The organism is Paraburkholderia sp. JHI869 (genome assembly GCF_038900775.1).
In the GTDB taxonomy this organism is placed as follows: domain Bacteria; phylum Pseudomonadota; class Gammaproteobacteria; order Burkholderiales; family Burkholderiaceae; genus Paraburkholderia.
On the sequence record NZ_JAYMSC010000008.1, the window covers coordinates 153,112 to 164,502 of the forward strand.

Annotated in this window: 12 protein-coding genes, 1 tRNA gene and 2 pseudogenes; 10 read left to right on the forward strand and 5 right to left on the reverse strand. The window is 57.9% G+C overall.

Annotation, left to right across the window (positions count from 1 at the left end; genetic code table 11):
• Window positions 1–52: 52 nt before the first annotated feature.
• Window positions 53–565, reverse strand: coding sequence for a hypothetical protein (locus tag VSR72_RS16300; protein ID WP_342953368.1), 513 nt, complete (start codon window positions 563–565; stop codon window positions 53–55).
• A gap of 222 nt (window positions 566–787) precedes the next feature.
• Here VSR72_RS16300 and VSR72_RS16305 point away from each other — a divergent pair, with 222 nt between their 5' ends.
• From VSR72_RS16305 to VSR72_RS16320, 4 genes and pseudogenes are all read left to right on the forward strand, one after another.
• Complete coding sequence (locus VSR72_RS16305) at window positions 788–1,690, forward strand: DMT family transporter (protein WP_342953369.1); 903 nt, start codon at window positions 788–790, stop codon at window positions 1,688–1,690.
• A 155-nt stretch (window positions 1,691–1,845) separates the two neighbouring features.
• A complete protein-coding gene (locus VSR72_RS16310; RefSeq protein WP_342953370.1) occupies window positions 1,846–2,568 on the forward strand; it encodes a YafY family protein in 723 nt (240 codons plus the stop codon).
• A gap of 32 nt (window positions 2,569–2,600) precedes the next feature.
• A complete protein-coding gene (locus VSR72_RS16315) occupies window positions 2,601–2,975 on the forward strand; it encodes a VOC family protein (protein WP_342953371.1) in 375 nt (124 codons plus the stop codon).
• Window positions 2,976–3,147: 172 nt separating this feature from the next.
• Window positions 3,148–3,579, forward strand: a pseudogene (locus VSR72_RS16320) (YSC84-related protein); the annotation flags it as partial.
• Between the two features lie 315 nt (window positions 3,580–3,894).
• Here the strand turns inward: VSR72_RS16320 and VSR72_RS16325 are convergent.
• The 3 genes from VSR72_RS16325 to VSR72_RS16335 all read right to left on the reverse strand — a co-directional run bounded on the left by VSR72_RS16325 (window position 3,895) and on the right by VSR72_RS16335 (window position 7,215).
• Complete coding sequence (locus VSR72_RS16325) at window positions 3,895–4,221, reverse strand: DUF3303 family protein (protein ID WP_342953372.1); 327 nt, start codon at window positions 4,219–4,221, stop codon at window positions 3,895–3,897.
• Between the two features lie 791 nt (window positions 4,222–5,012).
• Window positions 5,013–5,369 carry a hypothetical protein gene (locus VSR72_RS16330; RefSeq protein WP_342953373.1) on the reverse strand — a complete coding sequence of 119 codons (357 nt, stop codon included), beginning with the start codon at window positions 5,367–5,369 and terminating at the stop codon, window positions 5,013–5,015.
• Between the two features lie 52 nt (window positions 5,370–5,421).
• Window positions 5,422–7,215 (reverse strand): radical SAM protein, encoded by a 1,794-nt coding sequence (locus VSR72_RS16335; RefSeq protein ID WP_342953374.1) that lies wholly within the window; start codon window positions 7,213–7,215, stop codon window positions 5,422–5,424.
• 858 nt (window positions 7,216–8,073) lie between these two features.
• On the opposite strand from VSR72_RS16335, the gene VSR72_RS16340 reads away from it, so the two are divergent.
• The 4 genes from VSR72_RS16340 to rpsU all read left to right on the forward strand — a co-directional run bounded on the left by VSR72_RS16340 (window position 8,074) and on the right by rpsU (window position 9,879).
• On the forward strand, window positions 8,074–8,277 hold the full coding sequence (locus tag VSR72_RS16340) for a cold-shock protein (protein WP_133186543.1): 204 nt from the start codon (window positions 8,074–8,076) through the stop codon (window positions 8,275–8,277).
• 278 nt (window positions 8,278–8,555) lie between these two features.
• A complete protein-coding gene (locus VSR72_RS16345; protein WP_342953375.1) occupies window positions 8,556–8,780 on the forward strand; it encodes a hypothetical protein in 225 nt (74 codons plus the stop codon).
• 507 nt (window positions 8,781–9,287) lie between these two features.
• On the forward strand, window positions 9,288–9,557 hold the full coding sequence (gene infA, locus VSR72_RS16350) for a translation initiation factor IF-1 (protein WP_342953376.1): 270 nt from the start codon (window positions 9,288–9,290) through the stop codon (window positions 9,555–9,557).
• A 109-nt stretch (window positions 9,558–9,666) separates the two neighbouring features.
• On the forward strand, window positions 9,667–9,879 hold the full coding sequence (gene rpsU, locus VSR72_RS16355) for a 30S ribosomal protein S21 (RefSeq protein ID WP_133186547.1): 213 nt from the start codon (window positions 9,667–9,669) through the stop codon (window positions 9,877–9,879).
• 322 nt (window positions 9,880–10,201) lie between these two features.
• On the opposite strand, the pseudogene VSR72_RS16360 reads toward rpsU, so the two are convergent.
• Window positions 10,202–10,471 (reverse strand): annotated as a pseudogene (locus VSR72_RS16360) (SDR family NAD(P)-dependent oxidoreductase); the annotation flags it as partial.
• A 254-nt stretch (window positions 10,472–10,725) separates the two neighbouring features.
• On the opposite strand from VSR72_RS16360, the gene VSR72_RS16365 reads away from it, so the two are divergent.
• Both VSR72_RS16365 and VSR72_RS16370 read left to right on the forward strand, forming a co-directional pair.
• Window positions 10,726–10,802 (forward strand) — tRNA-Met (locus VSR72_RS16365).
• A gap of 194 nt (window positions 10,803–10,996) precedes the next feature.
• Window positions 10,997–11,278, forward strand: a complete 282-nt coding sequence (locus VSR72_RS16370) for a hypothetical protein (protein WP_342953377.1) — start codon at window positions 10,997–10,999, stop codon at window positions 11,276–11,278.
• The last annotated feature ends 113 nt before the right edge of the window (window positions 11,279–11,391 follow it).

The following is an 11,391-nucleotide window of genomic DNA, read 5'->3' on the forward strand; positions in this document are numbered from 1 at the left end:
GTATCTGTGGGTCGCAGGTCGATCCAGGACGCGGGCGATCAGTGCCGGCGGATCACTGCACCTTTTCCGGCTCCGCCCGATACTTGTCTTGTATTGCAGAAAGGCAGTTCGTGAACTGCGTTCGAAGCCCAACAGAGTTATCACTTGGTGCGGTAAGGCCGTCTGTCGTGACGGACCATCCGCCTGGCGTGCGGGAAACATCGAGTTCAACGTACGCGGCCGATGCACTATCCAGTACCACGGATTCGTGGACATTGCCGCCTGGCGAATGAATGATCGCCTCGCAGCCCTGTTGAAGTCCCGCTGAACCATGAGCGTACGTTCCGCTCGAACCGTCGCGTTGGGGAACTGCGCCGTACATGCGGAACGCGTCGATCTGCGGCGGCATTGCGGCTGTGACGAACTGGATGTCCGAATCGGATATGCCGTTGCTGCATCCGGCGAGGATGCCGACAAACACCACCAGCGTCATGCGAGCGCAATCGCCCCAGATAGTGAACTCGCGCTTCTCACGCCGAATGGTCTCTTCAGCCCGTGGTCTCTGCGCAAACGTTAGCGTTTTCATGTCCTACGGGCCGTCCCCCATGTAAGAACCCTGTATTACGGCGTGCGTTTTGCATATTTTTATAGGTGTAAACGCTATATTGTTGCGCGTTGTTTATTCGAAGCAATCGGACGGCTACCTGCTCGATATGTCGAAGAAAAATGCGGCAAGCCGCCGTGAGATCGATTGGCCGATAAAGCAATATGCGATGATGCCGATTCCTGTTCTTGCCAATGTGCCGTCATGCCCTCTTCCAGCGCTACAAGGATCACCTCGTTTGCGCTGAACAGCGTCGGCAACATACTCGCATCCATGTTCTGCTTCGCCGTAGTCGATGCATTGGCGAAGACAGTCGCGCTGAAATATCCAGCAAATGAAGTGACGTTCTTCCGAATGCTTTTCGGCCTGGTTCCGGCAGTAGCGATGTGCTGCCGCGGACGTCGTTCACTCATTGAGCGACTAGCCAACATCGATATTCGAGGACAGACTGCGCGCGCGCTGACACTCCTTGGCGCGTCAGCGCTATTCTTTGCCGGCTTACCTTATGTCCCATTGGGAGAAGCGGTCGCACTCGCGTATTCGGAGACACTGATCGTCATCTTGCTCGCGCCGCTGCTTCTGCGAGAGCGGTGGACGATTAGCGGAACCTCCGCAGCGCTTGTCGGGTTCTGCGGCGTACTGCTCGTGGCGCGCCCGGGCGGTGGTCAATCGAGCTGGCTCGGGCCCGCGTTTCTTCTCCTGAGTGCCTTCTTCGGCGCACTTTCTATCGTTCAGATCAAGCGCATCAAGCCAGCCGACGACTCAGCAACGACGGTTTTGTTTTTCACCCTGGTTGGGACGGTCATTACCGGCCTTACTCTGGTATTCAATTGGCGCACGCCGTCTTTAGGATCACTATTGATCATGGCGCTCCTCGGCGTATTCGCGACCGCCGGGCAAATCTTGATGACAATCGCTTTTCGCCAAGCGGACGCCGGGAAGCTTGCACCGTATAACTACACAAGCCTGATATGGGCAGCCCTATTCGGTTACGTCATATGGGGTGAGACGATTCAACCACTGTCGCTCATTGGAATTGCGCTCATCGTCGGCAGTGCCATTACGGTCGCGGTCGGCCGAAAAGATGAGGAGGGCCCGCTCGCCTGAGGCGTTGATTTTCTTCGTTCGCCATAGTGAAGCGTTCGACAAGGCCGCATAGATCGTGAACAATGCAATGCCTGCCGGAACGGACCAATTGCATTCGGTCTGAAGTCACGGATCGTGGCGTCGATTTCCTTCAGTATCGATATCAGGATTCACGTATGTCCCGTGCCGAACGTCTGCTTCAACTCCTGCAAGTGTTACGTCGTTATCGACGTCCCGTGAGCGCCCAGGCCCTCGCTGAAGAGCTCGGTGTGAGCATCCGCACGCTATACCGGGACATTGCCAGTTTGCAGGCGCAAGGCGCCATGATCGAGGGGGAGCCAGGCGTTGGCTACGTGATGAAACCGGGTTTCATGCTTCCCCCCATCATGTTCAGCTCAGAGGAACTCGATGCCTTGGTGCTTGGCATGCGCTGGGTGGCCGATCGCTGCGACAAGACGCTATCGTCCGGTGCGCTCAGCACGCTTGCGAAGATAGCCGCCGTACTGCCCGCTGAATTGCGTCGCGAACTGGAGGAATCTTCGCTGCTGGTCGGCGCGCCATTGACGAGACCTGATCACACAATCTCGCCGGACCTCCTGCGTACCGCGGTCCGTGCGGAGCGCAAGCTCGATATGACTTACGTGGACGGCGCGGGTATTCAGTCCCGGCGTGTCGTTTGGCCTTTTGCCCTGGTGTATTTCGACCAGGCGCGAGTACTGATGTGTTGGTGCGAGCTTCGCGCTGATTTTCGCAATTTCCGGTCGGATCGGATCATGAGCGTCGAGCAAATGGAGGAGCGCTACCCAAAGAGGCGTTCCACACTGCTTCGTGAGTGGCGCAAGTCCAATCAGGTCGCCAGTCGCACCATACTGCCAGAATCTGACAGTATGGATCATTAGACTGAAGCTCTTTTCTTCGCGAGGAGCTCAGAATGAAGTTCGCATCGGTTCGAGTTGTTACCCCGGATATCGAAAGGCTGGTCGGGTTTTATCAGAGGCTTTCCGGGATCGAGGCTGTACGTCTGGCTGATGGGTTTGCCGAAATGCGATTCGAGGGCGCGACGCTCGCGATTTCATCTGAGCACCTGATCAAGCTTTTCAATGCCGGCGCTGCCACTGCCGCGGCCAATCAATCGGCAATTCTGGAGTTCGAAGTTGAGGACGTTGACGCGGTGTTCGAACGGATGAATGCGTCCGGAACAACCATCGTGATGCCGGCGACATTGATGCCTTGGGGCAATCGCTCGCTCCTGATGCGCGACCCGGATGGGAATCTCGTCAACCTGTTTTCTCGACCCGGCCGTTGAGAAAACCCGCCGTCACGGTGACCCGCGGCTTCCCTGTACCATATTTGACCTAAGTCCTATTGCGTAACGCGCAAGTCTGCTAAATATTGTTGGCACGGCGACGCACCAGCAGCCCGGTTGGATTAGATTGATCGATATTGCTGCATCGCCGGACGGAGAGGCCTGGCCTGGCTCGCGGCTGTACGAGACCGTCAAAGGCTCAAAAGAACTTGTCTCCAAGGCGAATGGCGTACTCGTGTTCCCGTCGGTGATCAAGGCTGGCTTCGTCGCCGGCGGAGAATACGGTCAAGGCGCTTTACGGGTAGGCGGGAAAACGGTCGGCTACTACAGCACGGCGGCGGGCTCATTCGGCTTGCAGGCAGGTGCGCAATCCAAGGCCGTCATCTTTCTCTTCATGACCCATGATGCGCTTGCCAGCTTCCGCAACTCGAAAGGCTGGTCAGTCGGCGGCGAAGGATCGGTTGCGCTGTTGAAGGTTGGTGCGAACGGCCAGATCGATACGACAACGGCTACCGCACCTGTTCAAGCCATCGTGATGACCAACGCCGGGCTGATGGGCGATGTGACGCTATCCGGCGCCAAGATTTCCCGACTGAAAATCTGACGTCGCTCGCACCAGCGTAGTCAGCATCCCCGCCATCATCATGCAGGCAAGAGCCCGCCAACCTCGGTGGACAAAAGTAACGGAGTCGAGCTCTCGGCGCTTTCATATACTGCCCATACAGGCGGTTCAGGCAGGTACGGGGGTTTGATGGAATCGCTCAGCCGGTGTGTCGAAGCTTAGTGCTTTTCCGGGACGTTCGTCGAGTCGCCCGGCTACAGCATTGATGGCGGACCAATCGACGGCAAGGCATGACGCGTATGCCCTGAGCGCGCCCCCCGACGCGCTCCAGGCCCGGCCGTCCAACGCTTGTGGATTTCAGTTTGCCGGTTGTTGTTGAGCCGCCAAAACAGCGCCGAGTTCCTCGTCAGTTAGCGCCGGCGTCGTTGTGAAAGAGAAGATATCGCTCCATTGCATCACCATCGCTGCGACTGCGCTGGCGTCCGCCGCTTCAACGATTGCAACGCCTCTAAACTCTCCGCCTGCATGCCAGCGTCCCAACATCTTGACGTTATCGGGCGGCTGACCGCCTGTTTTCATGAAGCGCTCAATTGCAGCCTGCTGCATTGCTGGCTCGCCTTTCCATTGAACAATAAATTTCATGGCGAATGTCCCCTCCACGATAACGATGTCGGCTCGTGGCACGCCCACTCTCCGTGGTGGACGCCTCGACATCGCGACGATTCGTCGCCCAAGTGCCGGCATGGCGTCTTCACATCGTCCATGCCGTCGGGCGAAGCCACGAGATACCATCGAGGATAGGTCAACCAGATACGTCAGGGCTCCAACCGGGTCAGCGTAGTGTGCGGTGCCGCACATACGAATTCGATGACTTGCCGGGCGATCGGACGATGACTGTCGGGTAAGACTGAAAACTTGTCACGAGTGCCGGTATGCAATGACCGTTCCACTCAGATGCACGCCCTCGCAATACCGACTGCACAGGCTGCCATCTCAGGCCGTTCACCTTCGCCTACGGAAGGACTTTCGAATGGCTATTCCACATCATTTTTTGACGACGCTACTTCTTCGGATTCGTCTAATTCCACGATTAACCCAAGTAAGCAGGTAGCGACATTTTTAATGTCAATAAACCACTTAAACTTCAGTTTAATCGATACGTAAACGACGCATCCTAGACTATCTGAATAAATTAGGATGACAAATTATTAACTAATCGTTGTATGTACAACGGTAAATTATCGTCAGACAATAGAGGTTGTCTCTCCCAATCGTTGCCAATGCAGTTAATGGCGAATAATCCGCCGAGGGAGTCTACCGTGAACATCCAGATCAAGCGTAGGCGGTCTTTTTCAGGCCCCTGCCCTTTTAGCCATCTCTCGATTAAGATCGCTGCTCGAATAATGTTAGCCGCGCTGTGCCTCAGTGGTAGCTCTGCGTTTGCCGCCTGTGAAAAGGAAGCCGCGGCACTCTGCTCACATGGTGATCCGCAGTGCCTTGACGGTGCGGCGAAATCCGTTGCGCAAGCAGCCAACGATTGCAAAACTCCGGAAGGGCGGATTCAGAATGCCTCCTTGTGGCAGGCGACGCCCAGTTTCTTCGACAATGCGCCGCACGAGCACGAGTTCTGGCGATGCGTGGCGCGGCAATGCGACTCGCCCCAGCAACCCGGACAATAAAGTGGTGAGTATTTGTCCGGGCAGGAGCGCGTGCGCATTTTTGGCGACGCCTGGCCGATCCAACGCTGGAACCGAAGTTTGAAAGCGAACAGGTCGGCGAGCGATCGCTTGCCGGCCGGCTTCGGCCCTGCGCTGATTGCGGTCAACCGTCATTCGAGCGATTCATGCGCTCCCTTTCCGTTTCTCTGTTTCAACGCCAGCGATATCACGCTGCAGTCGGGCCAGATGACCGGATGGCAATACGCCGGTGGTGGACAGCCAGCGCGGCCTCGCCGCCGCTCGTGGCGTGAAAGAGTCCGAGCTGCTCGAACTCCTCTTCCTGCAGCGGCGTGATGGCGATATCCGTGTAGGTGTAACGGTCCGGTGCCTTCATGACTGCCCTGAGGGTAGCCTCTGTCCTGAGGTAGAAGCGCAGATATTTGGTCATCTTGACAACAGTCTCACTCCAGAAGCGCGGATAGAAGCGAAGTGGCGATTCGACCGGTAGCCCCCAACGGCGGTCACGGCGGCGTTTCATTCGCAGGGCTCCCCCTTCGAGCGGATGCACACCCTCGTGTTCGATCATCAGTCTGAACCACGCGATTGTGCGCATGATCGTCTTCGGTCGGCCGTTCGGGATCTGCGCTGCCCGCTTGACGATCGTGCGGATGTGCTCGTACGAGTAAAACGCGCTCCAGGCGCACCGATACGCTTCTTCCCATTCAGCGTCCGACATTTTCGGGTGGTGCGTGACCCGGTGGTTGGTGTCGTATTTGTTGATGTCCGGGTCCATCCATTCACCGTTCCTCACCATCGTCTGATGATCCTCGGAGCCTGGAAGCGGGGTGAGCATGAAGAATTCGAGAATGTCGATCGGCAATTCACGCTTGATGATCTCGATGTCGCGCAGGATCGATTCTTTCGTGTCTGCCGGGAATCCGATGATATAGCCAGCGTAGGTAATCGCGCCGTGGGCGCGCCACTTCTGCAGCATGGCGCGGTATTCGGTGATCTTGTTCTGCCGCTTCTTTGCCGCGATCAGATTCTCGGGATTGATATTCTCAAGCCCGATGAACACGCGACGCACACCCGCGCGCGTTGCCTTCTCAATGAAGTTTGGAATCTTGTGACAGAGCGTGTCGACCTGGATCGTGAAGCCGCAGTGAATGCCTTCCTTTTCCCGAAGTTCGATGACGCGGTCGAGAAGGATTTCCCAGTCGTGGTTGCGGGCGAAATTATCGTCCGTGACGAAGAACCGGTCGATGCCCTGCTTTGCGTTCTCGCGGATGATCTTTTCGAGATCGTCGGGGGTGCGAAAGCGGCTCTTGTGCCCCTGCACGTTGATGATGGTACAAAACGAGCACTGATACGGGCAACCACGGCCGAGGTCAACCGAGGTATAGGTGCCTGCCGTGCGTTCGATATGCTTGCGCGGCAAGAACGGCTGGGGAGCACCTTCAAGCGTGGGTAAGTCGTCCATGAAATTGTACAAGGGCTTCATTGCACCATTCCACGCGTCGAGAAGGACCTCATCAAAACGCCGTTCCTCGGCCTCCCCAGCGAAGAGCGCCACACCCATTGCTTGCGCTTCCTTAAGCTCAGCGGGCATCTCGGGCAGCATGGAGATGCAGCCAGAAACATGGAAGCCGCCGATCGCAACCGGCAAGCCTGCAGCACGGAACTGGCGGGCGAGGTCGAGCGCGCGCGGGTACTGGTTCGACTGGACACCGACCAGACCAATCATCGCTCTCCCGCCCTTTGCCTTCAGGTCACGAATGATGCGCTCTGGCCACACCCGCTGGTTGGTTTCGTCGCATGTTTCGATTTCAAAATGGACGCCCGGGCCCAGCAAGCTTCGCTTTCGCGCGTCATCAGCGAGCGCATACATACAAGCGAGCGTATTGGAAGGCATGACCGAGCGCAGCCACTGGATCGGGTAGCCGTCGTCGTCGTAATGGGTCGGCTTGATGAGGACGAGAGAGAATCGGTGACCGTCAGAAATCGGGTTCATCGTGTCCATGGTCTGCTCTGTAGCCCTGTCTGGAATTCACAAAACCGTTAAGGTCGGCCGTCTTCCAAAAGTTGGAGACGGATCGTGAACCGGCATGCAGTACATCAACGCGCATCCTACCCGTCTGGCCCCCTGCTGTGTTTACAATTCCGCAGGCGCCAGGTTTCGAGGATCGGGATCCTGCTGGGGCCAACAGGAACTATGACACGGCTGGCTTCGTGGCGGGCCGCCTCGCGAATCGTTTGATGCCGCATGCGGCGCAAAACGACAGCCGCTTATCGTGTCGGCATAAATCGGTAGGCGACGAATACGCGTAGCGCCGACGTGACCTTCGCCGAGCACTCGAATAGCGGGATGACGCACCGGTCGTCGTCTCCGCGAGCGAAGCCACCGTCGCCGACGGGAAGGTGCCGCGATGCGTCCATGGCCATTGCAGGAGGAATGGCCGCTTCAATTCTGGATGAGGCGATGATGTTCGTCGCTCCGCCAGCCGGCTCAGGACTGGATACGGGCACGGTAGTCGGCCGTGAAGTCCGCCACCTGGAACGCAGCCGGCCAAGTGCGCCGCCGCCTCGGGCTTGCGCCTGGCCGCCACCTCTGTCCAGCCTGCGCGCCATACCAGGCAAGGGGCGCAGCCGGGCAGGGCCGCATCGCTTCGTCGCTGGAACGAGCCGACTGGAGAATCAGTTACAAGATAAGTGTTGACGCTGACCCGACTGACGGGTAATGTGCCGGTCGAAGTTCAAGAAGTTCGATTGCTGTTCATCAATTGCTCGCTCCCCAGCGGTATTCGTTGTCCTCTCCCTCCTTGAAGCTTCACGCGCTCCTTAACAGAGCAACTCTTCGTTTATTTCTCAGGGATTCTTCATGGAAACCGGTACCGTTAAGTGGTTCAACGACAGCAAGGGCTTTGGCTTCATCACCCCGGACAAGGGCGGCGACGACCTGTTCGCTCACTTCTCCGAGATCCGTGCCGACGGCTTCAAGACGCTGGCTGAAAATCAGAAGGTGAGCTTCGAAACGAAGCAAGGCCCGAAGGGTCTGCAAGCGGCTAACATCAAGCCGCTGTAAAGTTTGAAGGACCCGGCATCCGACGACGGACGCCGGGTTGCAGCGACACCCTCGCGGAGCTTTGTCTCCCAAAGTTGGCGCCATCGCTCTACGCTGCACCTGTTTGTTCAGCAGCTTGCCAAGCGCCATACGCCTCGTTGCACCTCATTCTCCCCTCTGGCTTCAACGCCCCTTTTTCGCGTTCCGACTGCTTCAGATTCGGCTTGCAATGGCTTTGAATCGGCGCACCCGTGCACTTTTCGCACGGCACGGACGCACTCAAATATCATTAAAATAAAATGCAAAGCAAACAGATTCAACATTACAACGGCTATGCCGTTCAATCCTCGGCGCATCGATTGCCCGACGGTAGCTTTTCATCCAACCTGCTGCTTGAACGCATCGATAGCGCGAGAGCCGAAGGCCGCTACTGGTTCTATTCGCTCGATTACTTCAAGAGTGAAGAGCAGGCGTTGCAGCACTCGACCGAGTGGGCACGCAACTGGGTCGACACACGCGGTTAAAGACGCGCCACGGTTCGAAGCACCCAACGTATCCAAGGCACCAGGGCGGCTGCAAAAACGCGCCCAAAGATCACGCTGGATCCCGAACTGCCCATGGTTGACACTACCCCTTCCTTCTGACCCCGCCGATAGCGGCCGAGCAGATGGCAGCCTTCGGTTATAATGGAAGGCTGGTTCGCTTCGCACAGCACCGAAACGACGCGTTTTGGTTAGTCGCGAATCTTTCCCTGATTGATAGTCCAGTGAGGCCAGCAATATCAGTGCTCGCTGGACTGCACGCTCCGACTCGCATCGCAACGGTTTGACGTGCGCCCGCGTCGGACCAATCCCCTCGCGTGCCTGATTCGCCGCCCGGACACAGCGGTGTCCATGACTTCCAGGGCGCAAGGGCCGCCCAGTTGTTTTCATGCCTCCCACTCCCGCGCGAGCCCGTGTCGATCAACGTTCGCGGCTCTTCCTCAACGCGGCGTCCGAGCCCATGTCCCGCCAAATGATAAGGAACCTTGAATGGCCAAAGAAGAACTGCTGGAACTCGACGGTATCGTTGAAGAAGTGCTCCCGGACAGCCGCTACCGTGTCACGCTCGACAATGGCGTGGTGGTGGGGGCGTACGCGTCCGGTCGAATTCGCAAGAATCACATCCGCATCCTTGCCGGCGATCGGGTGACACTGGAACTCTCGGTGTACGACCTGACGAAAGGACGAATCAATTTTCGACATAAGGATGAACGCAGCAGCGGCGGCGCAACACAAAGACCCGCATTTCGTCGTCGTTGACGGCGCGACATGCGAGCATCGGCTGTGACCCTCACCTGCGCCACGGCGCTGCATGCACCTCCACGTCACCATTCGCCATTGCTGCCAGATCTCAACCAGGGGAAATAAATTGACTACCGTAATTCTGAAACCCGACGAGCCCATGGAAGTTGCTTTACGCCGGTTCCGTCGCGCGATCGAGCGCAACGGCTTGATTCCGGAGCTTCGTGCCCGGACAGCCTATGAAAAACCTACCACAGAACGCAAACGCAAAAAGGCTGCTGCAGTGGCACGCTTGCGCAAACAGATCAAACGCTCGTTGCCGCCGAAAAAGCGCTACTGAGCCCGCATGACCAGGTCGCCGTGTTGAGGCGGCCGTCTAGTGCCGAGCCGGGTGTCTCGCGTGTCTCCCACATGGGAACCCGGTTCTGATCTGGGGTGAGTGGCCGGTTGAATCCTTTGTGAGATCGATAGACCGCTTGCGGGTCGACTACCGCCGACCACATCAAGCGGCGGTCGGCCAATAATCGCCCCGCGCAACGGACTTGCAGATGACAAATTCCACGAACGGTCACTCTGCATTCCACACAGTCGGTCAAGATCATTTCTCCTTGCGCTTCGGCCCGTCCGCGTGCGCAACCAGGTTGGGCCGGATTGAAAACCACCACGAACGATGTATTGAGGATGACTGAGGAACCCTCTCGCAAGTCCGGCAGCACCGCTTGAAGCGTGAACACCACGCCCTTGACGTTGATGTCCACAATCTCGCTGTAGAGTGTTGTCGTCGATGTCGTTGACTGCGGAGGGGCAAGCTAGCCGGCGTTGGCGAACACGACACCCAGGCCACCGAATTTCTCTTTTATCTCAGCGGCAATCGCCCGCATGTCTTCGACTGAACGTATGTCGCCCTGGAGAACAAGCGCGTTCGGCCCGAGGCGCCTCAGCGCTTACTGGTGGTCGCGCGCAAGGATGCCGGCCGTACAGGCGTGCCGTCAATCGCGTCAACGTCGCTCCTCCTTACCTGGTCCGCTCCAGAACAATAATCAGGATTCCTTTCTGTATGCTGCGTAATGAGAAAGCATCCTGATTCGGCACGGGGTCAACGAGCGTCACTGCGGCGCCTAGCACGAGACCTGCGCCGAGCGCGCCGGCGATTGACCCGCCTTGATGGTCCGAGTACACTTTGCGCCGCGGGGTGGAGCAGTCTGGCAGCTCGTCGGGCTCATAACCCGAAGGTCGCAGGTTCAAATCCTGCCCCCGCAACCAAAGCCCAGTAAGGCTTTGCGAGACTCAGGAAGGTTTTGGGCAATGTCTTCGTTTCCCGAGTTCGGGCAACAGGTGGGCAAAACCCGGGCGAATCCCGCAAGAATCCGTCGTGCCAAAGAACCCGCCTTCGAGTGGGTTTTTTGTTGTCCAGTGAAACCGATCCGGGCACCCGTGCAAAATTGGAGGACTGTTCCATGAAGAAACAAGCACTCGCACAACTGGCATTCGCTGCCGCTGCATTCGGCCTGACCGGCGCGGTACACGCCACCGACGTCAACGTCGGCATCAACGTGGGTGCTCCTGTCGTGGTCGCGCCGCCACCGGCTCCTGCCGCCATCGTCGTTACGCCGGGTTGGCATGGCGACCGCTATTGGGATGGCCACCGCTACTGGGAACGCGACGACTGGGAAAAGCATCATCATCACGATAAGGGTTGGCACTGCCCGCCCGGACACGCCAAGAAAGGCGAGTGCTGATCGGACTCCCGGCACTCTGGCGGCCCGCGCGCCATACGCGCGGCCCCACAGATTCGAAACAAGTGTAATCATCTGTTAGCAGCAGGCGCGTGGGCCCGTTTTGCCGCCGGAAC

Bases quoted from the DNA above. Each gene is read 5' to 3' on its own strand.
- VSR72_RS16300 (WP_342953368.1), bottom strand. From the start codon at position 565: ATGAAAACGCTAACGTTTGCGCAGAGACCACGGGCTGAAGAGACCATT.
- VSR72_RS16335 (WP_342953374.1), bottom strand. From the start codon at position 7,215: ATGGACACGATGAACCCGATTTCTGACGGTCACCGATTCTCTCTCGTC.
- VSR72_RS16370 (WP_342953377.1), top strand. From the start codon at position 10,997: ATGAAGAAACAAGCACTCGCACAACTGGCATTCGCTGCCGCTGCATTC.
- VSR72_RS16330 (WP_342953373.1), bottom strand. From the start codon at position 5,369: ATGACGGTTGACCGCAATCAGCGCAGGGCCGAAGCCGGCCGGCAAGCG.
- VSR72_RS16345 (WP_342953375.1), top strand. From the start codon at position 8,556: ATGCAAAGCAAACAGATTCAACATTACAACGGCTATGCCGTTCAATCC.
- infA (WP_342953376.1), top strand. From the start codon at position 9,288: ATGGCCAAAGAAGAACTGCTGGAACTCGACGGTATCGTTGAAGAAGTG.
- VSR72_RS16340 (WP_133186543.1), top strand. From the start codon at position 8,074: ATGGAAACCGGTACCGTTAAGTGGTTCAACGACAGCAAGGGCTTTGGC.
- VSR72_RS16305 (WP_342953369.1), top strand. From the start codon at position 788: ATGCCCTCTTCCAGCGCTACAAGGATCACCTCGTTTGCGCTGAACAGC.
- VSR72_RS16310 (WP_342953370.1), top strand. From the start codon at position 1,846: ATGTCCCGTGCCGAACGTCTGCTTCAACTCCTGCAAGTGTTACGTCGT.
- VSR72_RS16315 (WP_342953371.1), top strand. From the start codon at position 2,601: ATGAAGTTCGCATCGGTTCGAGTTGTTACCCCGGATATCGAAAGGCTG.